Below are 16,264 nucleotides of genomic sequence, written 5' to 3'. Positions count from 1 at the left end.
GGGATGCACGGAATTAATACGTATAGGTATAAATTATTTGCCTCGCCTCCCTTCCTGAGCCAAACTCAAAGGGTATGATGGCCTGGAAGATGAAGCGTTGGTGCATGGGGTTCGGCAGACGGCCCAGACCCTTCCTCGCCGTCCTGGCCTGGCTCCCCCTGCTCACGCTCAGTCTCGCCCAAAATGCGCCCGCCACGGCCACGGATGCAGGTGATTGGCCCATGTTTAGAGGGCATCCTTCTCTGCAAGGGGTTGCCTCCGGCAAACTGAGCAGTTCCCTCAAATTGCTCTGGACCCATCCATCGGGCGGACCCGTCAAAGCCTCGCCCGCGATTGTCGGAGGCCAGGTTTTCACCGCTTCCGGCGACAGCAATATCTATGCGCTGAATTTCCAAACCGGCGCCAAGCGATGGTCCTTCACCACCCAAGCCGAAATCGAATCCTCACCGCTCGTGCGGCAGGGGCGCGTGTTCGTAGGCTCCAGTGATGGCATCCTTTACGCCCTGGATGCCCAATCGGGAGCCTTGATTTGGAAATACAAGACGGACGACAAAATTCTCGGCGCACCGAATTGGTTCCGCGCGGAAGGCGCCAAAGAAGACTGGATCCTGGTCGGCAGCTACGACTTCAAACTGCATTGCGTGGGGGCCGAAACCGGGCGAAGCAACTGGGTTTATGAAACCGGCAACTATATCAATGGCTCGCCGGCGATTGCCAGCGGACGCACCGTGTTCGGAGGCTGCGACGCGATCCTTCATATCATCGGGCTCGCCGATGGCAAGAAAGTCAAGGAAGGGGACGCCGGGGCCTACGTGGCCGGATCCGCCGCCCTGATCAATGGACGCGCTTACTTCGGCAATTATGAAAACGTCTTTCAATGCGTCGACCTCGAGAAAGGGACGAACCTTTGGTCCTATCGAGATCGCGCCTTTCCCTACTTCTCTTCACCCGCGGTAACCACGGACCGGCTCGTGTTTGGCGGACGCGACAAGCGCCTGCATTGCGTGGACCGCGCGACGGGCGAGGCGAAGTGGGTTTTTGGCACGCGGGGCAAGGTGGACAGTTCCCCGGTGATTTGTGACGGCAAAGTGGTGGTCGGTTCCGAGGATGGGCGTGTCTATCTCGTCTCCCTCGCCGATGGCAGCGAGCTTTGGCAGTATGACATCGGACAGGGTGTCACCAGCTCCCCGGCGGTGGCCCATGGACGCGTCGTCATTGGGAGCGACGATGGTTCAACCTATTGTTTCGGACCCAAACCTTGACCCTGCTATGAGCGCCCAGACATCCCCCGCACCGCCGCTGGCCAGAGAGACCAAGGCGGGGAACTACTTTGTCTCCAACTATCCCCCGTTCAGCTCCTGGCGAACCGACGCGATCGGTGAACTCGAAGCAGCGCTGGCGCGCCCGCCCTTGCCCGGCACGGAACTCGGTGTTTACTTGCACATTCCGTTCTGCCGGAAACGCTGCCATTTTTGTTATTTCAAAGTTTATACGGACAAAGACTCGTCCGAGATCCGCGCCTATCTGGACGCCGCCTTGAAGGAGTTGGAGTATTACGCGCGGCAACCCTTTGTGGGAGGGCGCCACCCCAAATTCGTCTATTTCGGAGGCGGCACCCCGAGTTATCTATCGGTGGATCAATTGCTGTGGCTGACGCGGGGCATGAAAGCCCAACTGCCGTGGGATCAGGCAGAGGAAGTGACGTTTGAGTGCGAACCGGGAACATTGACGGATCACAAGCTCAAGGCATTGCGGGAGATCGGGGTCACGCGCTTGAGCCTCGGAGTGGAGAACTTCGACGATCACATCCTGGAAATCAACGGACGCGCCCACCGGTCCAAAGAAATCGCCCGCGCCTACGGCTTCGCGCGTGAGCTGGGTTTTCCCCAGATTAACATCGACCTCATCGCGGGCATGGTCGAGGAAACCGACGCGAACTGGAAGACCTGCGTCGAAAAGGCCATCGCGCTGAATCCCGACAGCGTCACCATTTACCAGATGGAAGTGCCCTACAACACCACCATCTTCAAGCAGATGAAGGCCGAGGGACGTCTCACGGCGCCGGTGGCCGATTGGGAGGTCAAGCGGGCCTGGGTGGATTACGCCTTCTCGGAGTTCGAAAAGGCGGGATACGCGGTGGGCAGCGCCTATACCGTCGTGAAAGACAAAGCGAAAACACGCTTCGTCTATCGCGACAAATTGTGGGCCGGCGCCGACCTCCTGTCCCTCGGTGTTGCGAGCTTCGGACACATCGGAGGCACGCATTACCAAAACCAGCACGACTTCGAACCCTACCTCGCGGCTCTGAATGCGGGCAAGACGCCGGTTTACCGGGCTCTGACCCCCACCCCACAAGAACGCTTCATTCGGGAATTTATCCTCCAAATCAAACTCGGCACGTTGAATTTCGATTATTTCACCCGCAAATTTGGCGAAGACCCCCGCCAGCGGTTCGCCGAACCGCTCGCGCGTCTGGCGACCGAAGGATGGTTGACCTTGGAACCGGATCAGGTCCGACTCGACCGGCGTGCCTTGTTGCAAGTCGATGTTTTGATCAAGGAATTCTTTCTGCCGCAGCATCTGGGCTCGCGTTACACATGAGCGACCGCGCCATGACTCCCTCCACCACCACCCCGCTTCCGCGCGTCTTGCCGGTCGCCCATCCCTTGGACGACTTTTACGCGCGCGCCGGCCTGGCCCTGCCTCCCATCGAACCCATCGAACCCATGCGCATTCCGGAACCCGCCCGAAGCCTGCTGGTTCATGACGCGGACATGACCCCCACTCTGGAAGCATTCCATGGAGGGGAAGTCGAGTTGAGCGTTCTGGGGCGGGAGATCCGCGGTGAAACTTATTTCCGCGAAGTCGTCCTGAGGTTGAAGGATTCAGGAAAGCCCGTCGAATTCGGAGCCATCAAAATCTACCTCAACTTCTTTTCGACCGAAGCCCGCCGTCTGATCCTGGAGGAAAGACTCCCGCTGGGCCACATCTTGCGCCAATGCGCAGTCCCCCATCAGAGCCGTCCAAAGGCCTTCCTCCAAGTCACCTCCGACGAAGTGATCAACCAGGCGCTGGGACTAAGCGGCGCGGTCACCCTCTATGGACGCCGCAATACCCACTGGGATCCGCAGCAACGTCCACTCTCGGAAATTGTCGAAATCCTTCCCCCCGTCATTTTTCCCCGCACATGAATCAGGAACTTTCAACCCATTGGGACGCGATCATCATCGGGGCAGGGCCTGCCGGCAGCGCCGCGGCCACCCTGCTCGCGGAATACGGCCATCGAGTGCTGGTGGTGGAACGCGAGAAGTTTCCACGCTACCACATCGGCGAGTCGCTCATTCCGTTTACCTTTCATCCCTTGCAGCGGCTCGGGCTCATCTCCCGCATGAAGTCCTCTTGCTTCGTCAAGAAGTACAGCGTCCAGTTCGTCGCCCCCAACGGCAAGACTTCACAGCCATTCTACTTCTTTAATCGCTATGACCGCGAAACGGTGGCTCAGACGTGGCAGGTCACCCGCGCCGAGTTCGATCAGATGCTCGCGAATCACGCACGCAGTCGCGGCGCCGTCGTGGTGGAGGAAACCAAAGTGCTCTCCCTCCTGAGGGAAGGCGACGCCGTCGTGGGTGTGGAAACCCAGGGGCCCTCGGGCGAAACACGGGTCTTCCGGGCACCCATCACCCTCGATGCTTCCGGCAAGGAATCGTTCGCCTCCGCCCGCCTCGGCTGGCGGATGCGCGATCCCTATTTGAACAAAGTCGCGGTGTGGACCTACTACCGCGGAGCCCAGCGCGATCTCGGGCTGGATGAAGGCGCCACGACCGTGGCGTTCGTTCCTGACAGGGGCTGGTTTTGGTACATTCCCCAACAGAACGATCAAGTCAGCGTCGGCGTCGTTGCCGAAGGCAACTACCTCACGCGAGGAGGCGTCAAGTCTCCCGAAGACATGTTCAAGCGCGAGGTGGGCCAAAACCGCTGGATCGAAGACCATTTGTCGTCTGGACGTCAGTTCGGCCCTTATTTTCTCACGAGTGAATACACCTTTCACTCGAGGCATTGCGGTTGTGAAGGGTTGCTGCTGGCCGGGGACGCCTACTGTTTCTTGGATCCGGTTTTTTCCTCGGGATTGATGCTGGCCTTGAAGAGCGGGGTCATGGCGGGCGACGCGATCCATGAGGCCATCGTCGCGCGTGATTTCTCGCCGGGCCGCTTCGCTCCCTACGCCGCTTCCTTGCGCGAAGGCATCGAGAACATGCGGAAGCTGGTGTACGCGTTCTACAATCCTGACTTCAGTTTCCGCACCATCACCGAGCGCTATCCCGAAATGGCCGGTGACATCACCGACTGCTTGTCGGGGGACCTCAACAAAGACTACACCAGGCTCTGGGAAGTCATCCGGGAATTTGCCCCGCTCCCCGATGCCCTGCCCGTCGGCATGCCAAAAGCAGCCACACCCACCGGCGTCGCCGCTTAGGCTCCACCTCTCTCACACGCGATCGGACTGGAAAAGGATCATGATGGAGTCGTCGCCGAGCGGGCCAACCGTGGAGAACGAAGACCTTCCGTGAACTGGGTCCAGATCACACCGGGCGCGGGGGGGATGTATTGCGGAAACTGTTTCCGCGACAACGCGCTCGCCGGCGCCTTGCGTCGGCAGGGACATCAAGCCTTGCTGATCCCATTGTATCTGCCGATGACCCTGGACGCGCCGGACCAAAGCTTGGGAACCCCGGTGTTCTTCGGTGGCATCAGCGTTTACTTGGAGCAACGCTCCGCGTGGTTCCGAAATCTTCCCGCCTTCGCCCGCCGCTGGTTGAGCCATCCGGCCTTGCTGCGCTGGGCCTCGGGCAAGGCGGCCAAAACACAAGCCGCCGACGTGGGTGACCTCACCGTCTCGATGCTGCGCGGTGAACAGGGTTTTCAAGCCTCGGAACTCGACGCCCTGATCGCCTGGCTTCGTACCCAGCCCAAACCCGATGTCATCAGCCTCTCGAACGTCATGCTGGTGGGTCTGGCACGGCGGTTGCGCTCGGAAATCAATGCGCCCGTCTACTGCATGATGCAAGGCGAGGACGCCTTCCTCGACGGACTGCCAGAACCTTTTCGAAGCCAAGCCTGGACCGAACTCGCTTCGCGCATCCGTGAAGTCGATTATCTGGCGGCGCCCACACGGTACTTTGCCGAACACATGGCCCGGCGAATGAACCTCCCGCCGGACCGTGTTCAAATCATCGCCAACGGCATCAATGTCCAGGACTATCATCCTAATCCCCACCCCAGGAATCCTCCCGTCGTGGGCTTCTTCGCCAGGCAATGCCCGGAAAAAGGACTCGACCTTCTGGTGGAAGCCTTCATCCGGCTTCAGACCAGGGCAGGCATGGGGAATGTCCGGCTCAAGATAGGCGGCAGCCACGGACCCTCCGATGCTGCGTTCGTGGAAGCACAGAAGCGGAAACTGGGTGAAGCCGGCTTGCTCGATCGCGCGGAATTCCATCCCAACCTCGATCGCGCCTCGAAAATTCGGTTCTATGAATCGCTTTCCGTATTTTCCGTGCCCGCGCATTATGGGGAGGCTTTCGGACTCTATCTGGCCGAGGCGTGGGCCGCCGGGGTGCCGGTCGTGCAACCCAAGGTCGCCTCTTTCCCGGAGTTGATCGAGGCTTCGGGCGGAGGCGTTTTGTGCGAACCGCGCAACTCCGAATCCTTGGCCGAAGGCTTGGCGCGATTGATCAACAGTCCGGAGGAAGCCGTCCGCCTCGGCGCATCGGGGCGAACCTACGCGGAGCGCTGCCTCACGGAAGACGCCATGGCGGAACGGCTGGTCCGCTGGATTGCTCCCCAACCGAAGTCCTCTCCCTCCCCACGTGCTCCGCTGAGCCCGGCCCTTTCCTAGCCATGCCCTTCGAACATCGCATCCGTCGCCGTGTCGAGTTTTCGGAAACCGACATGGCGGGCATCATGCATTACTCGAACTATTTCAAATTCATGGAAACGGCGGAGCACGATTTCTTTCGTTCCTTCGGTTTTTCCATCGTCACCCGCCAGGTCGAGCCTCCCGTGGGCTGGCCGCGAGTTCACGCCTGGTGCGATTTCCACGCGCCCCTGCACTTCGAGGACGAGGTGGAAGTCCGGTTGCTCGTCGCCAAGAAGCGCTCCAAATCCATCGACTATTTGTTTCGCTTCTCCAGCCTTGGAGGCCCGGAACCCGTCGAAACCGCACGGGGCGGTTTGACCGTTGTATGTGTACGAAGAGCCTCGAACGGCGCCATGAAGGCGGCCTCCATCCCTGATTCCATCGCGGTTCACATCGAACCGGCGCCGGGCGAACTGCTCTTCGACCGGCGCGTGCATTGAAGGGGAAGTCGCCCCTCGGCCCGTGGATCCCAAAGGGGTCTGTCGTGTGGCGCAGGCTGCTCAGCCTGACGTATCGCCGACGGCCCGTCGGCCCGGCGGGTGAAGAACGAGGCCCTTCCCTGCTCTCCACGCGCCGGGTTCCCTTCGTCGCCCCGCAGGCTGGGCAGCCTGCGCCACAGCAAACAGGGCGGTCTGCGTGACCACGACAACCCGGTCACCGACATCCTCTGGAGGCACCGCTCCTTGGCGTCACCACGCAAGGGTTGCATCCGAGGGAGACAAGGTGTTGGATCATCGCATGAAGCTCGAAGCCCTCACCCGCAGGGCGGCATTGCGCCGCGCCGCGGCAGCCACCGCCGCAGTTTGTGCCGCCCCCTTGATCCCGCCCCTCGCAGCCCATAGCGGCCATCGGGGTCGCTCGTTCTTCGCCTACGTAGGCACCTACACCGGCGGCAAAAGCAAAGGCATCTTCGCTTTCCGGTTCGACGCCTCGCACGGTGTATTGGAACCCGTGGGTTGGGTGGCGGAAATCGCCAGTCCGGCGTTCCTCGCGGTGCATCCCAGCAAACCCCTGCTCTACTCGGTCAACGAAATGGGCGAGTTCCGAGGCAAGAAAGCGGGGGGCGTCAGCGCCTTTCGCGTCAATCGAAAGGACGGAAAACTGACCCTCATCAATCAAGTTTCCGCCGGCGGACCGGGTCCCTGCCATCTGACCGTCGATCGCACGGGACGTTGTGTACTCGTGGCCAATTACGGGGGGGGCAGCGTCGCCTCATTCAAGATTGGCCCCGGCGGCGAACTCAGCGAGGCGGTGAGTTTCATTCAACACCAAGGTTCCTCCACCAATCCCAACCGCCAAAAGGAACCCCACGCCCATTCCATCAATGTCTCGCCCAACAACCGCTTCGCCTACGCGGCGGATCTGGGGCTGGACAAAGTCTTGATTTACCGGCTGGACGCCAAGGCCGGAACCTTGAAAGCAAGTCAGCCCGCCGCCGCCTCGGTGGCGCCGGGATCGGGTCCGCGCCATTTCACGTTCCATCCGGGCGGACGTTTCGCCTACGTCATTAATGAGATGGTGTGCACCATCACCGCTTTCGAACATGACGCCAAGTCCGGGGCGCTGCGGGAGATCCAGACGCTTTCCACTTTGCCCGATGGCGAACCTCTCAAGCCGGAGTATTCGACCGCCGAAATCGTGGCGCATCCCAGCGGCAGGTTTATTTACGGATCGAATCGGGGACACCACACGATTGCCGGATTCCGCGTCCGGTCCGATGGCCGACTGGAGCCGGCCGGCCACGCCTCCACGGAAGGCAAAACCCCGCGAAATTTCGCGATCGACCCGACGGGAGCCTATTTGTTGGCGGAGAACCAGAGCAGCGACACCATCGCGGTGCTGGCCATCGATCCAAGCACGGGTGCCTTGCGCTTTTCCGGCCATAAAGTGGATGTTCCGAGCCCGGTTTGTGTGCGATTTGTCAAAACCGCGTGAGACGTTGACACCCCAAGAGGTCGTGAGTAGTGTGCCCAACACAGTTCAACACCCAACCATCATTTTCCAATGCTTAGAGCCTGTTTGATCGTCGGCCTCCTCTCGAATATTGGGGCGCTCGTCATCGCCTTTCTCGTTGTCGGATCGGGATTTAAGGAGAAAACCCAGCAGCTCGAAGAAGCCACGGCGGCCAAAACCACGGCGGAAGGCAATGAGCGAACCGCGAAGCAGAACGAAAAGAAGGCTTTGGACGAACAAAAGAAGCTCGTCGCCGAACGGGATCAGCTCGCCGATGAATTCCGCACGGCCAGCAACGATTTGCAAAGCACCCGCAGACGCTTGAAGGAAGTCAGCGACAACCTCATCACCTCGAACGAGGAACGCGAAACCGCTCGCGCCGGCTTGGCCCGCTGGAATGCCACGAGTGTCACCATCGAACAGATCAACCAACTCAAGATCGACCTCAAGAGCGCGCGGGAAGAAAAGGAGGCGCTCGCGGGCGAAAACACCATTTTGGAACGTAACACCCGCATTCTGCAGCGCAAATTGGCGGCTTTCGAAGGCGACAAAGAACCCAAAGTCACGTTGCCCGCAGGGTTGAAAGGCAAAATCGTGGCCATCGATCCCAAACACGATTTCGTCATCTTGAACATCGGCTCCGAACAGGGCGCCGAGGAACGCGGCGAAATGCTGGTGAATCGCGCGGGCAAACTCGTCGCCAAAGTCCGCCTGACCAAAGTTCACTCCGATCGCTCAATTGCCAACATTCTCCCCGAATGGAAACAGTCGGACGTCGTGGAAGGCGATGCCGTCATCTCCGGGCTGTAATCCCATCCCACCCCCAACATTGTTGAGTCGACCATGAAGCGAGCCGCGCGACGAGGTTTGGGGATGATTGGAATGCTGGCCGTGGTCCTGTGGATGACCGGGTGCGCCAGCACGGACAATCAGGTTTCAACCCGCCCCTGGAATTCCCCGCGAGGCTGGGAACATGGCCTTCCCACTCAAATGCTGGAAGGCCGCTGATTCGCGACGGTGAGCGGTTATCTTCTGGCGGTTCTCGCCGGTTACCTCCTGGGATCCCTTCCCACGGGCTATTGGATGGGTTTGGCCAAGGGCGTCGATATTCGCAAAGTCGGCAGCGGAAACATCGGAGCCACCAATGTCTTTCGAATTCTCGGAAAACCCGCCGGTGTTTTTGTGCTTCTGGGGGACGCCGCCAAAGGAGTCCTCGCCTGTTTCGCCGGGCCTTGGGCAGCGGCATGGATCTCCACCGCATCGGCTGATCCGGAACTCGCTTCTCGCCACGCGTTGGCAGGAGGCCTCGCGGCCATCCTGGGGCATAATTACACCTTCTGGCTGAACTTCAAAGGTGGCAAAGGAGTCGCCACCACCGCGGGAGTTCTCGGGGCCTTGATCACTCCCGTCTTTCTCGCGGCGCTCGGCATCTTCGCCGTCGTCTTCGCCCTTTCCCGCTTTGTTTCACTCGCCTCCATCTGCGCCGCCGCCGCCCTCCCTTTGCTGGCCTGGCTCATGAATCGCGGCTGGGGCTGGACCGCGATCCTGGCTGCCATCGGAGGACTCGCGATCTACAAACACAGGGGCAACATTCAACGTCTGCTCAACGGCACGGAGAACCGCTTCGGCTCGAAAAAGACGGAGGCAGCGACCCCGGAGGTTCGCCCGTGAAAGTCGGAGTCTTGGGATCGGGTGCTTGGGGAACGGCGCTGGCACGCCTCCTGGCCCTGGCCGGAAACCCCGTGATCCTCTGGGGACACGACCCTGGGCACATCGAGGAACTGGCCCGCCGCCGCGAAAATGTCCGTCATTTGCCCGGCATCGCCATTCCGGAGCCTTGCGCCTTCGAGTCCCAATTGGAACGAGTCGCCGGGGAGGCAGAACTCATGGTGGTGGCCGTTCCCAGCCAGGCCGTGCGATCGGTGGCCCTGGCGTTGTCCGACTTCAAAGGCATCATCGTAAGCGTCACCAAGGGCATCGAGTACGAAACGGGACTCACGATGTGCGGCGTGATGCGTCTGCTTTGTCCCCTCGCATCACCCGTGGCCTTGTCGGGACCGAGCCTGGCCATGGAAGTAGGCCGCGATATTCCGACAGCAGTGGTTTCGGCATCCGTCGATCGCGACGCGGCGGAAGCGGTCCAGCGTTTGTTTCATCGCCCGGCGTTCCGTGTTTACACGAGCCCGGATCCATTAGGCGTGGAATTGGGCGGCGCGTTGAAGAACGTGGTCGCCATCGCAGCCGGGGTCTGCGACGGATTGGGCTTCGGGGACAACTCCAAAGCCGCGCTGATCACCCGGGCCATCGTGGAGATCCGGCGCCTGGGCGTCGCGTGCGGAGCCCAGGCCGAAACATTCGCCGGACTGGGTGGGCTGGGAGACTTGACCGTGACCTGTTTTTCAAGACTGAGCCGCAATCGCGCCTTTGGGGAGCGGCTCGGACGAGGGGAAACTGTGGACGCCATTCTCCGGACCTCAACCCACGTGACCGAGGGGTTCCCAACCTCGCGCTCGGCGTTTCACCTGGCCCGCCAACTCGCGGTGGAAACCCCCATCATCGATCAGGTTCATGCCATGCTCCACGAAGGCAAAGCCGCGACGATGGCCGTGCAGGACCTCACCTCGCGCGAATCAAAATCGGAGCAGTCCTGAGCCGGGTTTACGCATCGAAAGGGTTGGGTGATCCGCAACGCGGTTCCATCTGGACGGCGCGGTGGATACCCGCTTGATCCGGCTTCCCGTCCCATCGCAAACACACCACGCGGGCGAAAGGAAAGGCTAGGCAAGATACGGAATCGTAAGCGGGCCTTGGGGAAGCACGGCCACGCGGGCGCCGGGCTTGTCACGATCCAAATGGGCCCTGACTTCGGCTCCAATGTCGTGGCACGGTTCGAGGTGGCATCGGCGAATGACCTCATCCGGCAGCGAGCTGTACACCAGAAGGCGGGCCTTGCGCTGGATCAGGGATTGAATCTGGGCCTGCCATTGTTCAGGACGGACAAATCCGGGCGTGGCCAGCATGGCCAGAATTTCCTCGGGGCTCGAAGCGCTGCGCAACAGCTTGTCGAGAGGACTTCCATCCGGCACGCCTTCACGGCATTCGCAGGCCAGGATGATCAAGCCCTTCTCGCACACGACGCGGGCGGCGGCGCTGGCCCCCTTGACGCCCTGATAAAGATTGAGATCGAGCGGGTATCCGCTGTTGGTGGTGACCACAACCTCGTGAGGTTCCTTGACCTTCTGCATCGCGGATTCCCGGACAAATTCAGCGCCCGTCCGGTGCGCCTTCAAGAGGTCCCCCGCAAAGACACCCGTAATCTGGCGTTGTTCGTTGAGGGAAACGTTCAGGAGAAAACTCGGCCCCACGCGCAGGGCGATGTCCCGAATCTCCTCCCACAGCGGATTGCCGTCGAGGATGCCAAAAGCCGCCCGCGGATCGCCGATGTTCTGAACGCCATGGTTGCTCATCACCGTTTCAAGCCCCGCGCAGCCCGGCATGATCCCTTTCGGTCCGCCGCTAAACCCCGCGAAGAAATGGGGCTCGATGAATCCGGTGATGATCCTCACGTCCGCCGTGGCCAGGTGTTTGTTGATGAGAGCGGGCACGCCTCCGCGAGTGACACCAAAGGCGGCCAGTTCGCCGGGGTTCTCAGGTTCATGGTTGAGCACGCGGTAGTTCCTCACCACTTCCGGGGTGAGCATTTTCTCGAGCTCGGCCTGAGTGTTGGGTCGATGAGTGCCGAGCTGGTTCAGCAGCGTGATGTTCTCGCGAGGGATCCCATCCAGGTGTTCGAGCAGCCAGGGAATCAAACGATGATTGGGCGTGGCACGCGTGATGTCGGTAAAGGCGATACAGACCTTGTCCCCGGGCTTGATCCAGTCCCGCAACGGCTTGGCGGCGATGGGAGAGCCGAGGGCGTCGTGAATCGCAGCGCGTTCATCCGCCAACCCCGGAGCAGAACGCGGTTCAATCACGGTCGTGCGTCCGTCAGGGAGATCCACGTCGAGGTGGCCTTGTCCGTATGCGAGTGAAACCTTCATGGGTGGCGAATCGTTGTGTCAACCTTACGCGGACTTCAGTGACTAGGCCAGCGGCCTTTTGACAGACGGCGAAACATCCCCGGAGCACGACGGTGCTATCGGCCTGTCACATCGCATCGCACAGTGGCACGAATGGAACTTGCCGGTTACCATGCCGCCCATGGAATCGAGCGGTTCACCACCGTGGGCTTGCCACAAACCGCACGATTCGCGGATGCTCCCGACCCTATCCCGCTCTGCTTATGAACGAATACGTCGAACGCGTGGTGGATCTCCTGGATCCCGCCCTCAACCACATCCACAACATGACCGAGGACGAAGCCCGTTCCCGTGTCCTGTCCTGCGACCCGGAAGCCGTCCGGGCAATCGGGGGATCTTTCGCCCTGCTGGCCCGGGACGGCAAAACGGTGCGCATGTGCCGCTCCCTGGACCGGCCGATGCGCTACTTCCTGGCCAAACGCCACGAGGGTCCGGCGTTGATCGTGGCGGACCGCATCGATTCCATCCACGCCCAGTTGAAAAAGGAGGGATTACACGAACAGTTTCACCCGAGCTACACCCGCATGGTGCCAGCCCACTACGTCGTGGAAATCAAACTGGTGGGATGTCCAGACCCAGATCCGAGCTACACGCGCTTCTTCACACCGCGGCGGAACGTTTTGCCGCCGGATTTGGACGCCATCGGGCGGGAATACGTTGGGGCGCTCGCCGAAATCCTGCGGATGCGGCTGGAACAAATCCCAGAGAAAGAACCGGTCGGCGTCTGCTTCTCGGGCGGCATCGATAGCGGGGCGGTCTTTCTCATGACGCTGCACGTCATGAAGAAACTCGGCATGCATCCCGGGCGGCTCAAGGCATTCACTCTGAGTTTTGAGGACGGCCCCGATCTCGATCAGGCGCGCCGTTTCCTGGAGGCACTGGACTTAGGAATGTTTCTGGAACCGATCGAGGCCGATCTCGCAATGCTGGACGTCGCGGAAACCATCCGCATCGTGGAGGATTACAAGCCGCTCGATCTCGAGTCGGCCAGCATGGCCATCGCCCTCTGCCGGGGGATCCGCCAGCGCTACCCCCACTGGGTGCATCTTCTGGACGGCGACGGTGGTGACGAAAACTTGAAGGATTATCCGATCGAGGAAAACCCCGAACTCACCATTCGAAGCGTGGTCAACAACCTCATGCTGTACCAAGAAGGCTGGGGCGTGGGGAAAATCAAACATTCGCTGACCTATTCGGGTGGACTGAGCCGGAGTTATACCAGGACCTACGCGCCGGGCCGCTACTTCGGCTTCGACGGATTCAGCCCATTCACACAGCCTGCTGTCATCGAGGTGGCGGAAGGGATCCCTTTCATTGCCTTGACCGGATTCGACGTGCCAACGCTTTATAGCCTCAAAGGCGAAATCGTGGCCCGAGGGGTGAAACACTGGACAGGAAAGACCATGCCCGTCTTCGAGAAGCGGCGATTCCAACATGGCGCTGTGAGGAAAGAAACCATGCGATCGAGACTGCCCTCGGAAGAGGCGCACTATCGGAAGCGGTTCCTCGCGCTTTACGCTTGATCTATCCCGAAGGGAAAAGAGAGAGGGACGCCTGGGTCCTCGCACAGCGTCCTGCCGTGTCCCGGCCCCGGCCAGGAATGGGCCGGGCGGAAGTGTTGCTTGAAACTGAGCCCGACGGCTGCCGGGAGGCAGCAAGGGTCGTTACGATTTTTCTGATCAATCGCGAATGTCCGTGGCGTTGCACGATGTGCGATTTGTGGAAACACACCTTCCCGGAGGCCACTCCCTCGGGTTGGGTTTCCAGCCAGGTCCATGAAGCCCTGAACCGTCCAGAGGTTGTGGAATGGATTTCCACGTCACCGGCGGAATGCTGGGTCAAACTTTACAATGCCGGCAGCTTCTTTGATCCGCGGGCCATCCCTCTCGCGGATCAGGAAACGATCGCACGGGAGGTGCGACACTTTGACCGGGTCGTGGTCGAATGCCACCCCAGGCTCGTCGGCGCAGGCGTAATCAAGTTCAAAACTCTCTTGAAATCAGGCTTCTCCCCGCCCCTTCCTGCTCAACCCTCGAATACCACGCCGAACGCCGAACGATCGGGGCCAAGGCTGGAGCTGGCGCTGGGACTGGAGACCGTCGAGCCGCATGTGTTGAATCGCTTGAACAAAGGGTTCGAAGTGCGCGATTTCGACCGCGCGGCGGACTGGATCAAGCAGCAGGATCTGGATCTGCGCGCCTTCCTGCTGGTGCAGCCGCCGTTCATGGATGCCGCGATGACGCGAAAATGGACGCTGCGTTCCGTTCGCCATGCCGTCGAGCAAGGAGCTCGTGTCGTCACACTCATTCCAACCCGGGCGGGCAACGGCGCGATGGAATCCTTGGCAGCTCAAGGGCTGTTCACCCCACCCTCTCTGCCTCTGCTCGAAACCTGCCTGTCGGACGCTTTGAACCAGACCTTCCGCCCCGCGGTGATCCTGTCCGATCTTTGGAACCTCGATGAATTCAGCCGTTGCCACCATTGCCTTGAGGCGCGCCGGCAGCACCTCGAGAACATGAATCGAACACAGAGGACGAGCGCTCCGGTGCTTTGTCCCAAGTGCGACGCCTCGGCGGACTTTCCGAGGGAGTGACATGAGAGCTTCGCGGCAAACAGACTTCGACGTCGTGGTGCTGGGCGCGGGTTTCGGCGGATCCATCCTCGCGTCGGCACTGGCGCGGCGCGGCCGGCGAGTGCTGTTGCTCGAGAAGGGCCGGCATCCGCGATTCGCCATCGGCGAATCCTCCACCCCGCTGGCCAATCTGCTCCTGGAGGAGGTCGGACGGCGGTTCGATCTGCCTGAACTGATCCCGTTCACCCAATGGGGCACCTGGCAGCGGCATCATCCCGAGGTAGGTTGCGGACTAAAGCGCGGCTTTACTTTTTATCATCATCGCCCGGGTCAGAAATTCGAACCGGGGACCTTGCGTGAAAACGAGATGCTTGTCGCCGCGAGCCCCAACGACGAAGTGGCGGACACGCATTGGTATCGTCCAGATTTCGACGCTTGGTCCGCCCGGCTCGCGGTCTCGTGCGGTGTCCACTACTCGGATCGATGTGCTCTGCAATCGGTGGAGCTTGATGCTTCGCGCTCGCGCTTGCGATGGTCTCACGAAGGCCATGACCAGTCTTGCACCGCAGGCTTCGTCGTCGATGCAACGGGTCCCCGCGGCGCGCTGTCGCGGCTGTTGCCAATCGAAGAGTCTCCTCCGCGCTGGATGCCGGCGACGCAGGCCGTGTTCGCGCACTTTTCAGGTGTCGAACGGATCGACCAGCGCTTTCCGCCGGGACCCGGAGCGCCTTATGCGCCGGATGACGCCGCGGTGCATCACCTCTTCGACGGGGGGTGGGTGTGGATCCTGCGGTTCAACAACCGCCTTACGAGCGCGGGCGGCGTCTGGACCGGGCAAGCCAAACGCAAGCACGGATGGCGGCCTGGACCGGAGTCCTGGGCGGAACTCTTGAAGACCTTCCCGGGGATAGCCGAAGATTTCGCATGCTCGCGGCTGGAAACGGCTTTGCATTGGATGCCGGAGGTGGGCTATCGCGCGAGTCGCGTTGTCGGGCCTGGTTGGGCGCTGCTTCCCTCGGCGGCGGGGTTCATCGATCCCTTGCTCTCCACGGGGTTTCCCCTGGCCTTGTGGGGGATTCTCCGGCTCGTGTCCTTGCTGACTGAACGTGACGGGAATGAATGGGATGCCAGTTTGAGAAACTACGAGGAAGACACTCTTCGGGATTTGGATTCTGCAGAAGACTTGGTTTCGGCGCTCTATGCAGTGCTGCCCGACTTCACGTCGTTCAAGCGCATGGCCCTGCTCTATTTTGCAGCGGCGAGTTACTCGGAACTGGCTTGGCGTCTGGGTGTGAGCGAGAAAGCCACAGCCTTCTTGCTGCGAAAAGAGCCGCAATTCTCTCGAGCATGCCGGGAGCTTTGCGAACGTTCCCGCCAAGCTGCGGCCCAGGGCGCGTGGGAAACTCTACGCTCCGAACTGGCAACGGCCATCCCCCAAGCCATCGCCCCCCTCGACGCGGCAGGACTCAGCGTTCTCCGGAAGCCCTGCTGGTATCCCGTAGACGCTCAGGACGTAATACGCAACGCCGACAAATTCGGATTACAACCGCAAGTGGTGGAAGCAAGGTTGAAATCACTCGTTGGAGCGTAGCGATCGAGCTGATCGATTTCCCCTCGTCTGCGATGGCATGCAGGGCACGGTGATTGGGGATATCATCACAGTCTCGATCCGAAGTTTCACCCTTCTCAATTGCTTTTACCCACCTTCATCCCGTTCCGGCACTCGCACCACCTTTAACCTCAAAT

Annotated in this window: 14 protein-coding genes; 13 read left to right on the top strand and 1 reads right to left on the bottom strand. The window is 60.8% G+C overall.

Going from position 1 to position 16,264, the window contains the following annotated elements; translation table 11 throughout:
* Positions 1–104 precede the first annotated feature (104 nt).
* From FJ404_10060 to FJ404_10015, 10 genes are all read left to right on the top strand, one after another.
* Positions 105–1,262: a Pyrrolo-quinoline quinone gene (locus FJ404_10060; GenBank protein MBM3823213.1), complete on the top strand. Its 1,158-nt coding sequence runs from the start codon at positions 105–107 to the stop codon at positions 1,260–1,262.
* Between the two features lie 7 nt (positions 1,263–1,269).
* Positions 1,270–2,601, top strand: coding sequence for a coproporphyrinogen III oxidase family protein (locus tag FJ404_10055; protein ID MBM3823212.1), 1,332 nt, complete (start codon positions 1,270–1,272; stop codon positions 2,599–2,601).
* Entirely contained in the window at positions 2,598–3,191 is a 594-nt protein-coding gene (locus FJ404_10050) for a hypothetical protein (protein ID MBM3823211.1), read from the top strand. The genes FJ404_10055 and FJ404_10050 overlap by 4 nt, the downstream gene beginning before the upstream one ends.
* A complete protein-coding gene (locus FJ404_10045) occupies positions 3,188–4,474 on the top strand; it encodes an NAD(P)/FAD-dependent oxidoreductase (protein ID MBM3823210.1) in 1,287 nt (428 codons plus the stop codon). Before FJ404_10050 ends, FJ404_10045 begins: the two co-directional genes overlap by 4 nt.
* Before the next feature lie 90 nt (positions 4,475–4,564).
* On the top strand, positions 4,565–5,893 hold the full coding sequence (locus FJ404_10040; protein ID MBM3823209.1) for a glycosyltransferase family 4 protein: 1,329 nt from the start codon (positions 4,565–4,567) through the stop codon (positions 5,891–5,893).
* Positions 5,894–5,895: 2 nt separating this feature from the next.
* On the top strand, positions 5,896–6,354 hold the full coding sequence (locus FJ404_10035; GenBank protein MBM3823208.1) for an acyl-CoA thioesterase: 459 nt from the start codon (positions 5,896–5,898) through the stop codon (positions 6,352–6,354).
* 298 nt (positions 6,355–6,652) lie between these two features.
* Positions 6,653–7,849, top strand: a complete 1,197-nt coding sequence (locus FJ404_10030) for a lactonase family protein (protein ID MBM3823207.1) — start codon at positions 6,653–6,655, stop codon at positions 7,847–7,849.
* A 69-nt stretch (positions 7,850–7,918) separates the two neighbouring features.
* Positions 7,919–8,677, top strand: coding sequence for a hypothetical protein (locus tag FJ404_10025; GenBank protein MBM3823206.1), 759 nt, complete (start codon positions 7,919–7,921; stop codon positions 8,675–8,677).
* Positions 8,678–8,884: 207 nt separating this feature from the next.
* Complete coding sequence (plsY, locus tag FJ404_10020; GenBank protein ID MBM3823205.1) at positions 8,885–9,538, top strand: glycerol-3-phosphate 1-O-acyltransferase PlsY; 654 nt, start codon at positions 8,885–8,887, stop codon at positions 9,536–9,538.
* Positions 9,535–10,518, top strand: a complete 984-nt coding sequence (locus tag FJ404_10015) for an NAD(P)-dependent glycerol-3-phosphate dehydrogenase (GenBank protein ID MBM3823204.1) — start codon at positions 9,535–9,537, stop codon at positions 10,516–10,518. The genes plsY and FJ404_10015 overlap by 4 nt, the downstream gene beginning before the upstream one ends.
* 126 nt (positions 10,519–10,644) lie before the next feature.
* Here the strand turns inward: FJ404_10015 and larA are convergent, their stop codons facing one another.
* Positions 10,645–11,907: a nickel-dependent lactate racemase gene (gene larA / locus FJ404_10010; GenBank protein ID MBM3823203.1), complete on the bottom strand. Its 1,263-nt coding sequence runs from the start codon at positions 11,905–11,907 to the stop codon at positions 10,645–10,647.
* Positions 11,908–12,149: 242 nt separating this feature from the next.
* Between larA and FJ404_10005 the strand changes: the two genes are divergently transcribed.
* From FJ404_10005 to FJ404_09995, 3 genes are all read left to right on the top strand, one after another.
* Entirely contained in the window at positions 12,150–13,469 is a 1,320-nt protein-coding gene (locus FJ404_10005) for an asparagine synthetase B family protein (protein MBM3823202.1), read from the top strand.
* Positions 13,470–13,561: 92 nt separating this feature from the next.
* Positions 13,562–14,539 (top strand): hypothetical protein, encoded by a 978-nt coding sequence (locus tag FJ404_10000; GenBank protein ID MBM3823201.1) that lies wholly within the window; start codon positions 13,562–13,564, stop codon positions 14,537–14,539.
* 1 nt (position 14,540) lies between these two features.
* The gene (locus FJ404_09995; protein MBM3823200.1) at positions 14,541–16,109 is read left to right on the top strand and encodes an FAD-dependent oxidoreductase; all 1,569 of its coding nucleotides are present in this window, start codon (positions 14,541–14,543) and stop codon (positions 16,107–16,109) included.
* The last annotated feature ends 155 nt before the right edge of the window (positions 16,110–16,264 follow it).

Source organism: Verrucomicrobiota bacterium (assembly GCA_016871495.1).
In the GTDB taxonomy this organism is placed as follows: domain Bacteria; phylum Verrucomicrobiota; class Verrucomicrobiia; order Limisphaerales; family VHDF01; genus VHDF01.
Note: the sequence above shows the minus strand (reverse complement) of the source record. Positions and strands in the feature narration are given on the sequence as shown.